This is a genomic window from Streptomyces europaeiscabiei (assembly GCF_036346855.1).
GTDB classification, from domain to species: Bacteria; Actinomycetota; Actinomycetes; order Streptomycetales; family Streptomycetaceae; genus Streptomyces; species Streptomyces europaeiscabiei.
This window is the reverse complement of sequence record NZ_CP107841.1, coordinates 5,395,899-5,411,631: the sequence shown is the minus strand read 5'-3', so window position 1 is coordinate 5,411,631 and position 15,733 is coordinate 5,395,899. Positions and strand designations below refer to the sequence as shown.

Below are 15,733 nucleotides of genomic sequence, written 5' to 3'. Positions count from 1 at the left end.
CGGATGAGCTGTTCATCCGTCGGAGGAGGCCCTCATGGCCCAGCACAGCACCGCACCGCGTTCGAACGCCACGTCGCAGGAGACGCCGACGTCCCACCGGGAGACCCGCTCGGAGTGGGCCCACGGCGGGATGGTCTTCGCCGGTGTCCTGATGATGGTCATCGGCGTCATGAGCATCCTCAACGGCATCGCGGGGATCGCCACGGACGACGTGTACGCGAACTTCGGGAACTACGTCTTCGAGTTCAGCCTCACCACGTGGGGCTGGATCCACCTGGTGATCGGACTCGCCGTCCTGGGCACCGGCTATGCCGTCATCCAGGGCCACACCTGGGCTCGTGCGGTGGGCATCGCCCTGACGTCCCTGTTCGCCATCGAGTACTTCATGTTCCTGCCGTACGCCCCCGTCTGGTCCGTCATCTGCATCGGCATCGCGGTGTTCGTGATGTGGTCCCTGGCGACGGCCCCGGACTCCCACGCGCACGGCATGTGACACCTGCGTGGTTGCTCACGCATCACCGCGTCCCTGGAAGGCAGGGGCGCGGTGATGCGTCGCTCAGCGGCTCCGCGGCGGGGCGCGGCCGGCCCACCCACCCGCACCCGACCACGCAACCTTCTCCCCTCCCCACCCGTCCTTAAGAGGACCTGGCAGGAAAACGAAAGGCACCGGCCCGTGGAGAGCGCGACCATCGAGCGGCCGGAGCCGATGCCGGAACCGGCACCGGAAGCCGGGAAGCCCCCGCGGAAACGGCACCGCGGCAAGGCCGGCCTCGCCGCCCTGCTCCTCCTCGGCGTCAGCCTCGTCGTCGCCTCCCGCGTGGCCGACCTGGACGCCTTCACCCCGGTCACCCAGCTTCTCGCGTTCCTGCCCTGGCTCCTCGCCCCCACCGGCCTGGCACTCCTCCTCGCGCTCGTCGCACGCTGGTGGACCGGCCTGACCTGGGGCGTGATCGTCCTCGCCGCGCTCGCCTGGTACATCGAGCCGTACGCCAAGGCGACCGAGCCGGGCGGACCGGTGCTCGCCGAGGTACGGGTGATGACGTCGAACGTGCAGTTCGGCCGCGGCACCGACGCCCTCGTCAAGGCCGTACGCCGCGACCGCCCCGACATCGTCTTCGTCGAGGAGTGCGAACTCACCTGCTCGGCCAGGCTCCGCGACACCCTCGGCGACCTGAGCGGGAAGAGCCCGCTCTACCCTCACCGCCAGTCCGTCGAGGGCTACGGCTCCACCGGCTCCGTCATCCTCAGCCGCCACCCCCTGAAGTCCGCCGCCCCGATCCCCGGCTCGATGGGCATGCCCGGCGCGGTCGCCGACATCGAGGGCCACCCCGTACGGCTGCAGCTGGCGCACCCCATGCCCCCGCTGCCGGGACAGCTGGCCACCTGGCGGCGGGAGCTGGGCGCGCTGCGGGCGTACGCGGCGAAGGACACCCGGACGCCGACCATCCTGGCCGGGGACTTCAACGCCTCCCAGGACCACGCGGCCTTCCGCGCCATCCTCGACACCGGTCTGAGCGACGCCGCCCGGCTGGTCGGGCAGGACCGGAGGCCGACCTGGCCCTCCCGGACGACGCCGAGGTTCGGCGCCCAGATCGACCACGTCCTCGTCTCCGCCGAGGACTTCTCCGCACGCGAGGTCCGCTTCCGGGAACTGTCCGGCACCGACCACAACGCCGTCACCGTGGACCTCGCCCTGCACGAGCGCGCGTGAACCAAAGGGTCACAAAAGCCCTCCAGGACCCCCCAAATGCCGCCGCCATAATGGGCGTATGTCCCGCACCTTCCCCATCGGCCTCGCCCCGCCCGACTGGCTGGTGCGGAACCTCCGGCCGCAGCGGACGCCCGTCAACCGGCCGGCCGTCGCCCGCGCGGCCATCGCGCTGACGCCGCCGCTCGCACTCGGCCTCGCCGCCGGCCGGCCCGAGTACGGCGCGCTCGCCTCCATGGGCGCGCTCTCCGGCGTCATCAGCGACACGGCGGCCGCACGGGTCCGGATCAAGCAGGGCGCGGAACCGCCGTCCACCGCCGAGGTCGGCCAGGTCACGCTCCAGCTGCGAGAGTTGGCGGACGGACTACGGAGGACGAAGACCCTCTACGAGGTCCGCTCCGACCTGAGCGGACCGCCCGGGAGCCTGAGCGGACCGCCCGGAAGCGTACTGGAGCCGCTGCGCCAGGAGGTGGCGGCGGCCAGGACGATCGCCTCTCCCCGCTGAGCCCCCGCCTCCCTCAAGGTCAACTCGGCGCAGGGCGCTGAATCGTTACGTCATCCCCGCACGGGTGACGGGGGGCGAGTTCGCAGGCGGAAAGACGCAATGATCAATCCTGTTCAAACGCCCTACCTATAAGGGGATTTTTCATGCGTCGCACCGCGACCGTCCTGCTCGGAACCCTCGCCCTCGCCGGCGCCATGGCGCCGGCCGCCCACGCGATCCCGGACCCGGTCTCCACCGTCACCTGCATCGCCGAGACCCCGGCCGGCGTGACGGAACTCGTCGACCCGGCCGTGCTGCTCGACCCCGCCGGTCTGCTGGACCCGGCCGCCGCCCCGGGCGTCAGCTGCCTGGCTCCCTGACCTCCACGGCAGCCCAAGGACGTGCGGGCCGTCCTCCCCGACAGGGGGACGGCCCGCATTCGCATGTGTGCGTACGGGATCACATGTGTGCGTACGGGATCAGACGCCGATGTCGCGGCCGTCGGCGCGCCACACCGCGACGACCGCCGGACGGACGTACTTGCCCGGACCGTCGGGCCAGGTGCTCTTCGGGTTCTCGACGGTGGCTCCGTCGAGCTCGCCCGGGTGCTGGACGGCGACCAGGACGCGGCGGTCCTGGATGATCGGGCCACAGGTCTCGGCGCCGCTCGGAACCGTCAGGAACTGCTTCAGCTCACCGCGCCGCTTTCCGCTCGTGGCGACACCGAACAGACCGTCGTGCGAGCCGAGCTGCGAGCCGTCCGTGGAGATCCACAGGTTGCCGTGCGCGTCGAAGGCGACGTTGTCCGGGCAGGAGATCGGACTGACGTCGTCCTTCGGGAAGCCCGCGAAGTAGGTGGCCGGGTCCTCGGGGTCGCCCGCGACGAGGAACAGCAGCCAGCCGAACTTCGTGCTCTCGGGCCGGTTGCGGTGTTCGGTGAGTTCGAGGACCTGACCGTGCTTGTTGGCGTTGCGCGGGTTGGCCTCGTCCGCCTTGGCGTTGGAGCCGACACCGCGGTTGGTGTTGTTGGTGAGGGCGACGTAGACCTTGCCGGTGACCGGGTTGGGCTCGATGTCCTCGGGCCGGTCCATCTTGGTGGCGCCGACCTTGTCACCCGCGACCCGGGTGAAGACGAAGACCTCGTCGGCCGTCATCCCGTCCACGTGCGAGACGGCGCCCTTGGCGGTGGCGGTGGCCAGCGGAATCCACTCACCGGCGCCGTCGAACTCACCGTCGGCCGGCAGCCTGCCCGTGCCGTCGATCTCGATGGCCGGGGAGTCACCGGTGAGCTTGGCGACGTAGAGCGTGCCCTCGTCGAGCAGCGAGAGGTTGTGCTCACGGACGGCGCGGCTCGACCCCTTCTTCATCCGCTTGCTGCCGACGAACTTGTAGAAGTAGTCGAAGCGCTCGTCGTCACCGGAGTAGACGACCGGACGCCCGTCCGAGGTCAGCCGGATGGTCGCGGCCTCGTGCTTGAACCGTCCGAGCGCGGTGTGCTTGCGCGGCGTGGAGGACGGATCGTACGGATCGAACTCGACGACATACCCGAAGCGGTGCACCTCGTTCGGCTCCTGGGCGACGTCGAACCGCTTGTCGAACCGCTCCCACTTGCGCTCGGTGGTGCCGGTGCCGATGCCGTACCGCTTGTCGGTCGTCCGGCTGCTGTTCGCGAAGTACTGGTTGAAGTTCTCCTCGCCGTGCAGCGTGGTGCCCCAGGGCGTCGTACCGCCCGAGCAGTTGTTCAGGGTGCCGAGGACCTTGCGGCCGGTCGGGTCGGCGGAGGTCCTGAGCAGGGCGGACCCGGCGGCGGGGCCGGTCAGCCGGAACTCGGTGGTCGCGGTGACACGCCGGTTGAGGTGGTGCCGGGGCACGGCGGAGAGCTTGCCGGTGCGCCGGTCCTCCTCGACCACGACGGCGGACAGTCCATGGGCCGCCCAGGCGACCTCGACCTGGCCACGGGTCGGGTTGGCGGCGTCGTAGCCGCGGAACATCAGGATCTCGTCGGTGTACTCGTGGTTCGCGACGAGGAGCTGACGGCCGCGCTCGCCGGGCAGCGGGAGCAGCGCCAGGAAGTCGTTGTTGTAGCCGAACTGGCCTGCCTGGGCCTTGGCCGTCTGGTTCTCCGGGTCGAAGGCGGGCGCGCCGCGCAGGATCGGCTCACCCCAGCGGATGACGACGTTCTGCCGGTACCCCTCGGGGACGGTCACGGTGTCGGCGGTGTTGGGCTCGACGGCGGTGAACCGCAGACCGCGGGCGGCCTTGGCCCTGCTCTTGGCCGCCGCGGCCTTCGCGACCTCGGCGGCGTCCGCCGTCGTGGCCGCTGCGGCGGGCGGGGCGGTGCCGAGCGTGACGGCCGTACCGGCCGCGCCTGCCACGGAGACGACGGCGGCGGCTCTCATCACCGAGCGGCGGCTCAGCGCGCTCGCGATGACGTCACCCACGTAGGCGTTGGTGCTGGTGTTCGGCACCTCGTGGAAGCAGGCGTCACCACAGCGGAACCGACAGGTCATGGCGGAACGGCCGCCGGGATGCGAGCCGATCATGGGCAGCAGCTTGCGCACAGCGCGCTCCTCGATGGTCTTATGTGCCTTTTCGATGTGAGTGCGACGCTAGGGGGGCGTGTGTTCGAGAACGGGGACGCAGGGTGAACGGGGGGTGAACCTGCGGCAGTTGCGGCGGTGTTGACAGCGCGGGGTGGCGGAGATAGTGAAAGCCCCCCGCCCCACCCCAAGATCGCCACGCCCGGCCGCTAACCTTACGTGTCCGTCCTGGCCAGGGATTGACGGGCTTCAACTCACCCGAAGGGTTGCGCACATGGGCATTCTCTCTCTCCTGCGGAATGCGTTCAGCCGCTCACGCAAGGGGCGCGACACGGTTCCTTCGCAGGGGGCGGAGCAGGTTTCCTCGCCGGAGGCCGCCGCCGCGGCGGAGGCCGAGGCTTCCCCGCAGGCTTCCCCGCGGGAGGCCGAGCCGAGGGTTCCGGCCCCGTCGGCCGAGCCCGAGCCGACGACCGCGGCCGGGCCCGTGGCCTCCACGCCGCCCACCTCCGTCGCCGACGAACTCGTCTCCGCCGCCTTCGACAACGTGACGGTGCCGAAGCCGCGGGGCGGGGAGACCGAGGCGAAGCCGCAGGTAGAGCCGCAGGTAGAGCCGCAGGTAGAGCCGGAGGCGACGGCCGCACCGACGGCTGAGGCCGAGGCGGCGACCGAGGCGGAGACGCCGGTGGCCGAGGCCCAGCCGGAGACGCCGGTGGCCGAGCCCGAGCCCGCGGCGTCCGCCGAGGCCGAGGTGAGAGCCGCGGCCGACACGGAGTTTGCTGAGCCGGTGGCCGAGGCCGAGCCCGCCGCGTCGAAGAGCGAGCCTGAGGCGGAGGTCGCGGCTGAGCCTGAGGCACCGGCCGCCGCCGACGCCGAGCCGGTCGTGGCTGCCGAGGCCGAGCCCGAGGTCGCTGCCGAGGCCGAGCCCGAGCCGGTGGCTGCGAAGGAGGATGCCCCGGAGCCGGTCGCCGAGGCCGAGCCCGCCGGGGTGGAGGCGCCGGAGCCCGCCGCCGTGGCCGCCGCTGAGCCCGTGGCCGAGGCGGAGCCGGAGGCCGCGCCCGTCGTTGAGGCGACCCCCGAACCGGAAGCCGTAAAGGAAGAGGAAGCCGCCCCGGAGGCCGCGCCCGAGCCGACGGCCACCACCGCTCCCGAAGGCGCCCCTGAGCCGGTGGCCTCCTCCGAGACCGAGACCGAGACCCAGCCCGAAGCCACTCCCGAGCCGGTGGCCTCCCCCGAGGCCGAGACCGAGACCCAGCCCGAGGCCGCGCCGGAGCCGGAAGCCGTGGAGGAGCCGGAGGCCGCGCCGGAGCCGGAAGCCGTGGAGGAGCCGGAGGCCGCGCCGGAGAGCGACGCTGCCTCCGAGAAGGCGGAACCGGAAGCCGCGGACGAGCCCGAAGCCACTCCGGAGCCCGCAGCCGCCCCTGAGCCCGAACCCACCCCCGAGCCGGTGGCTGCCACCGAGCCGGAAGCCACCCCGGAGCCGACCGCCGCCACCGAACCGGAAGCCGCTCCCGAGCCGGCCGTCGTTCCGGAGCCGGCCGTCGTTCCGGAGCCGGAGGCCGCGCCCGAACCTGTGGCCGCAGCCGTAGCCGCAGCCACAGCCGCCACCCCCGAACCCGCGGTCGCCGACGGTGAGGGCGCCCCGCAGGTGGCACCCGCGGCCGACGACGAAAGCCGCACGGGTGGTGCGGCTGGGAAGACCGAGGGGGCCGAAGGCGGAGCCGAGGTCGCCGTGCCCGCGAGCCTGCGCACCGCGTACGACGCCGCACAGGCCGTACTCGGGAAGCGGGACCTCACCGACGCCCGCGCCAAGGTGTACCTCGTCCTGGACAGGTCCGCGTCGATGCGCGGCTACTACAAGGACGGCTCGGCACAGGCACTCGGTGAGCAGACCCTCGCCCTCGCCGCCCACCTCGACCCCGAGTCCCCCACCGTCCCCGTCGTCTTCTTCTCCACGGAGCTGGACGGCACGGGCGAGCTGACCCTCGACTCGTACGACAACAAGGTCGACGAGCTGCACGGCGGACTGGGACGCATGGGCCGTACCAGCTACCACGTGGCCGTCGAGGAGGTGCTCGCCCAGCACCAGAAGGCGGCCGACGCCGGCACCCCCGCCCTCGTCGTCTTCCAGACCGACGGCGCCCCGGACGCCAAGACGCCCGCGAACCAGGCGCTCGCGGAGGCCGCGAAGAGCCACCCGGCCGTCCACTTCGCGTTCGTCGCGTTCGGTGACCCGGAGAACAAGGCCTTCGACTATCTCCGCAAGCTGAAGACGGACAACACGTCCCACTTCCTGGCGGGCGAGACCCCGCGCGAACTCACGGACGCCGAGGTCTACGAGGGCATCCTGGCCACCTGGCGGCCGTAGCCCACTCGTAGAACCTGGAGAACCTGGAAAGCCTTCCGCACAACGACCGACAGGGCCCGGCCTTACCCCGGGCCCTGTCCCCGTAATCCTCCCGCCCGTAATCAGCGTGAGTCGATCTTCCCCCGGCCAGTAGGATTTCGCCCATGGCGGCCACTGGATCCGAGAAGCAGGGCAGGAAGGCGTACTACGTCTCCACCCCCATTTATTACGTCAACGACGCTCCTCACCTGGGCCACGCCTATACGACCGTCGCAGGCGACGTGCTCACCCGCTGGCACCGTCAGCGCGGCGAGAGGGTGTGGTATCTCACCGGCACGGACGAGCACGGTCAGAAGATCATGCGCACCGCGGAGGCGAACGGTGTCAGCCCGCAGGAGTGGGCGGACAAACTCGTCGACGAAGCCTGGAAGCCCCTCTGGGAGCACCTGAACATCTCGAACGACGACTTCATCCGTACGACGGAGAAGCGCCACACGGACCGCGTCCAGGAGTTCGTCCAGGATCTCCACGACAAGGGCGAGATCTACAAGGGCGGCTACGAGGGCCCGTACTGCGTGGGCTGCGAGGAGTACAAGCTCCCCGGCGACCTCATCGAGGCCGAGGACGGCACGAAGCTGTGTGCCATCCACAAGAAGCCGGTGGAGATCCTCAAGGAGGAGAACTACTTCTTCAAGCTCAGCGAGTACGGCGAGAAGCTGCTCGCCCACTACGAGGCGAACCCGGACTTCATCCAGCCCGAGTCGGCGCGCAACGAGGTCGTGAACTTCGTACGCCAGGGCCTCCAGGACCTCTCCATCTCCCGTTCCACCTTCGACTGGGGCGTTCCTGTCCCGTGGGACGACAGGCACGTGATCTACGTGTGGATCGACGCGCTGCTGAACTACGCGACGGCAGTCGGCTACAACGAGAACCCGGAGAAGTTCGAGAACACCTTCCCCGCTGATGTGCACCTGGTCGGCAAGGACATCCTCCGCTTCCACGCGATCATCTGGCCCGCGATGCTGATGGCGCAGAACCTCCCGCTGCCGGGCAAGGTCGCGGCCAACGGCTGGCTGATGGTCGGCGGCGAGAAGATGTCGAAGTCGAATCTGACGGGCATCAAGCCGCAGGACCTGACCTCCCACTTCGGTGTGGACGCGTACCGCTGGTACTTCCTGCGCGCCATCGCGTTCGGCCAGGACGGCTCGTTCTCCTGGGAGGACTTCTCCGCCCGCTACACGAGCGAGCTGGCCAACGACTACGGCAACCTCGCGTCGCGCGTGGCCGCGATGGTCGGCAAGTACTTCGGCGGCACACTGCCCGAGGCGACGGCCGCGGGCGAGGCCGAGAAGGCGATCCAGGGCGGCCTGGCCGAAGCGGTGGCCGAGGCCGACCGCCGTATCGGCGACGACCTGGACTTCCAGGGCGGCATCCTGGCGGTCTTCGACTTCGTGAAGCAGGTCAACGGCTACATCACGGATCAGGAGCCGTGGAAGGTGGCCAAGGACGAATCGCCGGAGAGCCGGGCCCGCCTGTCGACGATCCTCTACACGGCCGCGGAGTCGCTCCGCGCGGTGGCGGTCCTGCTCAACCCGGTCATGCCGGACACCTCACAGAAGCTCTGGGACTCCCTCGGCGCGGACGCCGTTCTCGGCGCGCTCCCCGACCAGAGGGTCGCCGACGCCGCCGTCTGGGGCCGGCTCCCGGCGGGCGCGACGATCACCAAGGGCGCGGTGCTGTTCCCCCGCCTGGAGGAGAAGCCGAGCGCGTAGCACGTACACAAGGGCGTGACTGGGCCCCGGGAACGAGCTGTCCGTTCCCGGGGCCCAGTCATGTCCACCAGTGTTCTCAGGACTCAGGTGACCCGGGAGACTCGGGCTCGGCCAGCCAGGCGGTCGACTGGCCCGTACGGCGGGCGACGGTGTCGAAGTCCCGGTCGTGGTGGAGCAGGGTCAGGCCCGACAACTCGGCCGTGGCGGCCACGAGCAGGTCGACCGGTCCGGCCGAACGGTGCTCACCGTTGTCGGTGAGCGCCTGCTGAACCTCGCGAGCACGCTGATAGATGCCGTCGGGCATCAGGGTCCAGCTGAACAGTTGCCGCAGCTCCTCCTGAATGCCTTCGCGGTCCGCTCGCCCGCGAGCGGAGAAGAGGATCTCCAACTCGGTCAGATCGCACAGCGCGACCAGCCCGTTGTCGAGCGCCTGTCCCCAGCCTTCGTCGTACGCATCGCTGCTGAGCAGGCGCACGGCCGCCGAGGTGTCGATCAGATACGAGACATCACTCACCGGCGGTAGTTCCTCTTGTCCAGAAGGATGTCGAAGTCACCACGCGCCCCCCTCTCACGGAGCTTGGCCAGCGCTATGGCCCGGCTGCGCCGCTTGGCGACTTCCAGCAGCGCGGTGTTGACGGTGTCCTTCTTGGTCTTCGTGCCCAGCAGGAGCTGGGCCTCCGCCAGAGCCTCGTCGTCGACCTCGATGAGCAGCTTCGACATGACAGACCTCCCCGTATAGATGAGCGCATGGAAAGTATATATGGGCGTCTGGAGTGTCCACTCGCAGCTACGATTTCAGAGTTCGCAAAGCAGCAAGAAATCCAACCTGGGAGCAGCCCTCCAATGGCTCGACACCTCATCACCAGCGCCCTTCCGTACATCAACGGGATCAAGCACCTGGGCAACATGGTGGGGTCCATGCTCCCGGCGGACGTGTACTCCCGCTTTCTCCGTCAGCGCGGCCACGACGTCCTGTACATCTGTGCGACGGACGAGCACGGCACCCCGGCCGAGCTGGCCGCCAAGGAGCGGGGCCTGCCGGTCGCCGAGTTCTGCGCGCAGGCGCACGACGCGCAGAAGGCCGTCTACGACGGCTTCGCGCTCGCCTTCGACTACTTCGGCCGCAGCTCCAGCCCGCAGAACGTCGAGATCACCCAGCACTTCGCCCGCCGGCTGAAGGAGAACGGGTTCATCGAGGAGCGGGCCATCCGCCAGGTGTACTCGCCCACCGACGGCCGCTTCCTCCCGGACCGCTACGTGGAGGGCACCTGCCCGCACTGCGGCTACGACAAGGCCCGCGGCGACCAGTGCGAGAACTGCACGCGTGTCCTGGACCCCACGGACCTGATCGACCCGCGCTCGGCGATCTCCGGCTCCACCGACCTGGAGGTCCGCGAGACCAAGCACCTCTTCCTCCTGCAGTCCAAGCTGCAGCACGAGGTCGAGGCGTGGGTGGCGGCCCACGAGGAGGAGTGGCCGCACCTGTCGTCCTCCATCGCCCGTAAGTGGCTGAACGAGGGCCTGCACGACCGCGCCATCACCCGTGACCTGGACTGGGGCGTCCCGGTCCCCGCCGACACCTGGCCGGAACTGGCGGCGGAGGGCAAGGTCTTCTACGTCTGGTTCGACGCCCCGATCGAGTACATCGGCGCGACGAAGGAATGGTCGGACGCGGCCCCGGACGGCGAGACCCGGGACTGGAAGTCGTGGTGGTACGAGGCCGACTCCGGTGACCACCCGGTCCGCTACACGCAGTTCATGGCGAAGGACAACGTCCCCTTCCACACGGTGATGTTCCCGGCCACCGAGCTGGGCATCCGTGAGCCGTGGAAGAAGGTCGACTACGTCAAGTCCTTCAACTGGCTGACGTACTACGGCGGAAAGTTCTCCACCTCCCAGAAGCGGGGCGTCTTCACCGACCAGGCGCTGGAGATCCTCCCGGCGGACTACTGGCGGTACTTCCTCATCGCCAACGCCCCCGAGTCGGACGACTCGTCCTTCACCTGGGAGCACTTCACCGCCACGGTCAACAAGGACCTCGCCGACACCCTCGGCAACTTCGTCAACCGCGTCCTGTCCTTCTCCCGCAAGCGCTTCGGCGACGAGGTGCCCGCGGGCGCGGCGGCCGGCGAGCCGGAGGCGAAGCTGGGCGAGGAGATCGCCCGTCTCCTCGCCGAGTACGAGTCGCAGATGGAGGCCCTCCAGTTCCGCAAGGCCGCGGCCGCGCTGCGCGCCCTGTGGTCGGCGGGCAACTCCTACCTGGAGGAGAAGGCCCCCTGGCTGGAGATCAAGACCGACCAGGAGGCCGCGGCCCTCACCCTGCGCACCGCCATGAACCTGATCCACCTCTACTCGGTGGTCTCCGAGCCCTTCATCCCGGCGTCCTCGGCCACCATGCGCGCCGCCTTCGACCTCAAGGACGACACAGCCGTCTGGGTCACCGCCGAGGAGGCCAAGACCCTGGACTTCGTCCCGGCCGGCACCCCCTTCACCGTCCCACCGGTCCTCTTCGCAAAGCTGACGGAGGAAGACCTGGAGACGTACAAGGAGCGCTTCGGCGGTACGCCCGAGCAGTGACCACACCAGTCACCACGTAGGACCGCTCCACCCCGTTCTCCGCGTGCCTCATTCCTCCTCGGCCGGCACGCAGAGGACGGGGAAGTGCGACAGGTGCAGCAGTTTGTGCGGGGTCGAGCCCAGCAGGGCCCCGCGCATGGGGCTCTCGCCCCATGTGCCCACCACGATGAGCCGGGCCTCGTGGCGTGTCGCGGCGTCGATCAGCGCCTGCGCCGGCTTCTGGTCGATGATCTCGACAAGGGTCGGTACGCCGGCCGCCTCGGCCGCCGTGACAGCGTGTTCGAGTGCGACGCGTCCGGCCTGGTGGAGTGCCTCACGGTGGGTCCGGTACTCCTCGCCCCTGCCGCCCGGGACCGCGGCGCCGTAGACCAGCACGAGGGGCTCGCCGTAGTTGGCGGACACCTCGATCGCGACCCGCAGCGCGCGCAGGGCGCCCGGCGACTCGTCGTATCCGAGAACGATCGGCATCTCAGGACTCCTTGCCCTTTCCATGGACGAGCCGGGGGTCGGCGACGCCCGGGCGTTCCGACCAGAAGGCGGGGGTCACCAGGCGCAGCACGACCATGAGCACCACGCCCGTGAGCGCGATGCCGATGCCGATGACGAGCGGCGGGCCGAGCCCGAACCAGGAGACGCCGCTGTAGGAGTTCGCGGGGTCGGCCATGTCGGAGACCGATTCCACCAGCAGCCACGCCAGCAGTCCGGCGCCGGCCAGCGGGCCGAGGCCGATGAGCAGGAAGTGGTGGACGCTCTCGGTCAGATGGCGACGGTAGTAGACCGCGCAGGCGACGCCCGTGAGCGCGTAGTAGAACGCGATCAGCAGTGACAGCGCGGTGAGCGAGTCGAAGAGCGCGTTCTCGCTGATCTGGTTGACGACGACGTACCAGGCGATGGCGATGGCGGCGACCCACCACGTGCTCACGTCTGGCGTGCGGAAGCGCGGGGCGATGTGCGCGAAGTGCGCGGGCAGCGCGTGCCTGCGGGCCATGGACAGCGCCGTGCGGGACGCCGGGATGATCGTCGTCTGCGTCGACGCCAGCGCGGACGTCGAGACCGCGAGCAGGACGACCCAGTCCCAGCCGCCCATCACCTCACCGGCGAGCAGCGCGAAGATGTACTCCTCGTCGTCCGCGTTGTCGGTCAGATAGGCGGTTCCGGCATAGGCGACGACCGCGTAGCCGACCGATACATAGGTCACCAGCAGAATGACCGTCGACCAGACGCCCGCCCTGCCGGGAGCGGTGGCGGAGTCCTCGACCTCCTCGGTGAGGTTGACCGCCGACTCCCAGCCCCAGTAGATGAACACGCCCAGCAGCAGGGCTGCGGTGAGCGTCGCGCCGCCGGCCCCGAAGGGGTTCAGCCAGCCGAGCGACGGATCGACGGAGTCGAGGGTGCCGGTGTCGGCGTAGACGCGGTAGAGCGCCACCACCGCGAAGGCGAGCAGGCAGACGACCTGGGCGAGGATCAGGACGTTCTGCACCTTGGCCGACACCTCGGTGCCGATGACGCACACGGCCGTCATCACAAGGATGAGCAGCACCGCGAGCGACTGGCGTACGACGTCGTTGTCGGCCCAGCTGTCGAGGCCGAAGGCGAGCAGGGCGAAGCTCACGGCGACGTCCGCCAGCGACCCGACCACCAGGACCCCGGTCATCGCGATGGCCCAGCCGCCGAGCCAGCCGGCCCACGGTCCCATCGCCCGGGTGACCCACGAGAAGGTCGTACCGCAGTCCTGGTCGACCTTGTTGAGGTAGTAGAACGCCGACGCGATCAGCAGCATCGGTACGAACGAGGCGACCATCACGCCGGGGGCGTAGATGCCCACGAGTGCCACGACCGGGCCGATGACCGCCGCCAGGGAGTAGGCGGGGGAGGTCGCGTTGAGCCCGATGACGAGCGCGTCGACGAAGCCGATCGCGTTGGGCTTCAGTCCGTCGGGCGGGCGTGCGTCAGCGGTGTCGTCGGCCATGGTCCCTCGCTCCGGTTGTAGGTGAATCCAGACAACAGGGGGCTAAGGGACTTTCTACGCTATCCAGGCTCGCTTGTGACGTCCTCGCGCATGCCCCACGGCGAGCCGTACTCCGTCAGCAGGTCGAGGAAGGGCCGGGGAGGCAGCGCTTCGGGGCCGAGCACGCCGCTGCCGTGCCAGGCTCCGGAGGCGATGAGTTCGAGGGCGACCACGGGGTTGATCGCGGTCTGCCAGACCACGGCCTGGGAGCCGTACTCCCGCATCGACCACTGGTTGTCGACCACGTGGTAGAGGTACACCTCGCGGGGCCGCCCGTCCTTGGTGCCCTTGACCCAGGTGCCCGCGCACGTCTTTCCGCGCATACGGTCCCCGAGGCCGGCCGGGTCGGGCAGGCAGGCGGCGACGACGTCCCGCGGGGAGACCGCGGCCTTGCCGCCCCCCGTACCGACGGTGACGGGGTCCGTGCGGTCGAGCCCCAGCTTGTGGAGGGTCTTGAGCACGCCGATGAACTCGTCACCCAGGCCGTACTTGAAGGTGACCCGCTTCGCCTTCAGCCACCGGGGGACCAGCAGCACTTCCTCGTGCTCGACGTTGACGCACTCCACCGGCCCGATGCCCTCCGGGAAGTCGAAGACCTCCGGCTCGCTGAAGGGCGGCGTGGTGAACCAGCCTCGCCCCTCCTCGTAGACGACCGGCGGGTTCAGGCACTCCTCGATGGTCGTCCAGATACTGAAGGAGGGCGCGAAGTCGTATCCGTCCACGACCAGGTCGGCCCCGTCGCGGATACCGATCTCCTCGATCCCGTCCTCGTCGAACAGCTCGTCGGCGGCGTACCGGGCGAACACGTCCGACAGGCCGGGCTCCACGCCCATGCCGACCAGCGCGAGCCGGCCGGCCGCCTCCCACTCGGCGGCCCGTTCGAACTGGGCGTCGCCCAGCTTGACGCCGCACTCCTCGTAGGGGCGGCTCGGGTGCGGCCGGGACAGGGACATCGCCATGTCGAGGTAGTGGGCGCCGTGGGCGAGCGCCGCGTCGAAGAGGGACGGGACGAACCGTGGATCGGTGGCGTTGAGCAGTACATCGCAGCGATGCTCGGCGAGGGCCGCCCGCACGGCGTCGGTGTCCGACGCGTCGAGCCGCACCGCCGTGAACCTGTGCCCGTCCTCCCCGAGTGCCGCGACGGCCGACTCCGCCCGTGCGGGGTCGTGGTCGGCCACCACCATGTGCTCGAAGAACGCCCGCCGGGCCGCGATCCGGACGACCGCCCCGCCCACGCCTCCCGCCCCGACCATGAGAACTCGCACAGCGCAGCCTCCTTCGTCCGGTCCGTCGTGCCGTCATGCCATTGGTGGGAGGACCCTCCGCGCCGTCCGGTGGGGCAGGAAGATACCAGGCGAATTCATGCGAGAGGTGATGGATACGGCGCATGGCCATGTTCGTCCGCGGCGACCGGGCGGAACGCCGCGCACGATGTGTGAAGTGGCAGTCGCGGCAGGCGCGTCGGCGCCTTCACCGTCCCGCCGGTCCTCACGGCACGTCGGCGTCCGACGCCGCCGTACTCATCGTCGCGGAGCTGAGCGCCAACGCCGTGTTCCACGGAAGGGTCCCGGGGCGGGACTTCGCGCTGCGGCTCGTCCACGCGCTCGTACGCGTCGAGGTGTCCGACACCCATCCCGCCCTGCCGGTGCCCCTGGACCCGTCCGCCGACTCCGACGGGGGCCGGGGCCTGATCCTGGTCGAGGCCCTGGCCGACCGCTGGGGCATGACCGACCGCAACGGACCGGGCAAGACGATCTGGGCGGAGGTGGACCTCTCGCCGAAGACCGGCGCCGGGCACCCCTGACTCCCCAAACTCCCCAACGGGCCCGTTCAAGGACGTGCCGCCCTCTCCGGCACCTGACCTGCCACGGCCATAACGCCACCCCCGACGTCACCCCCCTGAGAAGGCGGACTACGCAGACCAATTACTGATGATCTCGACGTCATGTCGCCGGACGGTTGAGGGGACCTCCAAGTCAGACAGGTCTTCGTTGGGTGACATCACGACCGGAATCTCAGTAGTGCTAGCGTTCGATCAACCGCCGCAAAATTAATAGGTATCTGTCGATCGGCTGCACGGCCGGCTTCAATCTGAAGCAGATATCCGGCGACACCAAGCGGCTTGGAACGGCCGGTCACTGCACGACCGTCGCCACCCAGACGTACTCCAACCACAGCACCCATGGTGGCTCGACAACCGTCAGCACCAAGTGGTCACACCAGGGTGACTCGGGCGACCTCGGCTACACGTCCAAGGGGGACAAGGCCAGCACCCGCACCTTCTATCACAACGTCAACAA

At 69.7% G+C, this 15,733-nt stretch carries 13 protein-coding genes and 1 pseudogene; 8 read left to right on the top strand and 6 right to left on the bottom strand.

The window, feature by feature from the left end:
- The first annotated feature begins 34 nt into the window (after nucleotides 1-34).
- The 4 genes and pseudogenes from OG858_RS23715 to OG858_RS23700 all read left to right on the top strand — a co-directional run bounded on the left by OG858_RS23715 (nucleotide 35) and on the right by OG858_RS23700 (nucleotide 2,572).
- Nucleotides 35-493 carry a DUF7144 family membrane protein gene (locus tag OG858_RS23715; protein ID WP_086747581.1) on the top strand — a complete coding sequence of 153 codons (459 nt, stop codon included), beginning with the start codon at nucleotides 35-37 and terminating at the stop codon, nucleotides 491-493.
- Between the two features lie 180 nt (nucleotides 494-673).
- On the top strand, nucleotides 674-1,711 hold the full coding sequence (locus OG858_RS23710; protein WP_319260458.1) for an endonuclease/exonuclease/phosphatase family protein: 1,038 nt from the start codon (nucleotides 674-676) through the stop codon (nucleotides 1,709-1,711).
- A gap of 58 nt (nucleotides 1,712-1,769) precedes the next feature.
- A pseudogene (locus OG858_RS23705) lies at nucleotides 1,770-2,036 on the top strand (FUSC family protein); the annotation flags it as partial.
- Nucleotides 2,037-2,356: 320 nt separating this feature from the next.
- Nucleotides 2,357-2,572 carry a hypothetical protein gene (locus OG858_RS23700; RefSeq protein ID WP_037689870.1) on the top strand — a complete coding sequence of 72 codons (216 nt, stop codon included), beginning with the start codon at nucleotides 2,357-2,359 and terminating at the stop codon, nucleotides 2,570-2,572.
- Between the two features lie 99 nt (nucleotides 2,573-2,671).
- Here OG858_RS23700 and OG858_RS23695 read toward each other — a convergent pair whose 3' ends face one another.
- On the bottom strand, nucleotides 2,672-4,753 hold the full coding sequence (locus tag OG858_RS23695) for a PhoX family protein (protein WP_328544484.1): 2,082 nt from the start codon (nucleotides 4,751-4,753) through the stop codon (nucleotides 2,672-2,674).
- Between the two features lie 253 nt (nucleotides 4,754-5,006).
- On the opposite strand from OG858_RS23695, the gene OG858_RS23690 reads away from it, so the two are divergent.
- Entirely contained in the window at nucleotides 5,007-7,097 is a 2,091-nt protein-coding gene (locus OG858_RS23690; RefSeq protein WP_328544485.1) for a VWA domain-containing protein, read from the top strand.
- Nucleotides 7,098-7,240: 143 nt separating this feature from the next.
- Complete coding sequence (metG, locus tag OG858_RS23685; RefSeq protein ID WP_328544486.1) at nucleotides 7,241-8,848, top strand: methionine--tRNA ligase; 1,608 nt, start codon at nucleotides 7,241-7,243, stop codon at nucleotides 8,846-8,848.
- Between the two features lie 76 nt (nucleotides 8,849-8,924).
- On the opposite strand, the gene OG858_RS23680 is transcribed toward metG (OG858_RS23685), so the two are convergent.
- Complete coding sequence (locus OG858_RS23680) at nucleotides 8,925-9,362, bottom strand: PIN domain nuclease (protein ID WP_086751290.1); 438 nt, start codon at nucleotides 9,360-9,362, stop codon at nucleotides 8,925-8,927.
- On the bottom strand, nucleotides 9,359-9,568 hold the full coding sequence (locus tag OG858_RS23675) for a type II toxin-antitoxin system VapB family antitoxin (RefSeq protein ID WP_086751292.1): 210 nt from the start codon (nucleotides 9,566-9,568) through the stop codon (nucleotides 9,359-9,361). Before OG858_RS23675 ends, OG858_RS23680 begins: the two co-directional genes overlap by 4 nt.
- A gap of 123 nt (nucleotides 9,569-9,691) precedes the next feature.
- On the opposite strand from OG858_RS23675, the gene metG (OG858_RS23670) reads away from it, so the two are divergent.
- The gene (gene metG, locus OG858_RS23670) at nucleotides 9,692-11,425 is read left to right on the top strand and encodes a methionine--tRNA ligase (RefSeq protein WP_319260444.1); all 1,734 of its coding nucleotides are present in this window, start codon (nucleotides 9,692-9,694) and stop codon (nucleotides 11,423-11,425) included.
- Nucleotides 11,426-11,473: 48 nt separating this feature from the next.
- On the opposite strand, the gene OG858_RS23665 is transcribed toward metG (OG858_RS23670), so the two are convergent.
- Genes OG858_RS23665 through OG858_RS23655 form a run of 3 tightly spaced genes read right to left on the bottom strand, consistent with a single transcriptional unit; the run spans nucleotide 11,474 to nucleotide 14,698 of the window.
- The gene (locus tag OG858_RS23665; protein WP_037689860.1) at nucleotides 11,474-11,893 is read right to left on the bottom strand and encodes a universal stress protein; all 420 of its coding nucleotides are present in this window, start codon (nucleotides 11,891-11,893) and stop codon (nucleotides 11,474-11,476) included.
- Nucleotide 11,894: 1 nt separating this feature from the next.
- Nucleotides 11,895-13,394 (bottom strand): APC family permease, encoded by a 1,500-nt coding sequence (locus OG858_RS23660; RefSeq protein ID WP_319260441.1) that lies wholly within the window; start codon nucleotides 13,392-13,394, stop codon nucleotides 11,895-11,897.
- Between the two features lie 59 nt (nucleotides 13,395-13,453).
- On the bottom strand, nucleotides 13,454-14,698 hold the full coding sequence (locus OG858_RS23655) for a saccharopine dehydrogenase family protein (RefSeq protein ID WP_328544487.1): 1,245 nt from the start codon (nucleotides 14,696-14,698) through the stop codon (nucleotides 13,454-13,456).
- A gap of 128 nt (nucleotides 14,699-14,826) precedes the next feature.
- On the opposite strand from OG858_RS23655, the gene OG858_RS23650 reads away from it, so the two are divergent.
- Nucleotides 14,827-15,237, top strand: coding sequence for an ATP-binding protein (locus OG858_RS23650; RefSeq protein ID WP_408059484.1), 411 nt, complete (start codon nucleotides 14,827-14,829; stop codon nucleotides 15,235-15,237).
- Nucleotides 15,238-15,733: the final 496 nt, after the last annotated feature.

Bases quoted from the DNA above. Each gene is read 5' to 3' on its own strand.
- OG858_RS23675 (WP_086751292.1), bottom strand. From the start codon at position 9,568: ATGTCGAAGCTGCTCATCGAGGTCGACGACGAGGCTCTGGCGGAGGCC.
- OG858_RS23660 (WP_319260441.1), bottom strand. From the start codon at position 13,394: ATGGCCGACGACACCGCTGACGCACGCCCGCCCGACGGACTGAAGCCC.
- metG (WP_319260444.1), top strand. From the start codon at position 9,692: ATGGCTCGACACCTCATCACCAGCGCCCTTCCGTACATCAACGGGATC.
- OG858_RS23650 (WP_408059484.1), top strand. From the start codon at position 14,827: ATGTTCGTCCGCGGCGACCGGGCGGAACGCCGCGCACGATGTGTGAAG.
- OG858_RS23690 (WP_328544485.1), top strand. From the start codon at position 5,007: ATGGGCATTCTCTCTCTCCTGCGGAATGCGTTCAGCCGCTCACGCAAG.
- OG858_RS23665 (WP_037689860.1), bottom strand. From the start codon at position 11,893: ATGCCGATCGTTCTCGGATACGACGAGTCGCCGGGCGCCCTGCGCGCG.
- OG858_RS23715 (WP_086747581.1), top strand. From the start codon at position 35: ATGGCCCAGCACAGCACCGCACCGCGTTCGAACGCCACGTCGCAGGAG.
- OG858_RS23700 (WP_037689870.1), top strand. From the start codon at position 2,357: ATGCGTCGCACCGCGACCGTCCTGCTCGGAACCCTCGCCCTCGCCGGC.
- metG (WP_328544486.1), top strand. From the start codon at position 7,241: ATGGCGGCCACTGGATCCGAGAAGCAGGGCAGGAAGGCGTACTACGTC.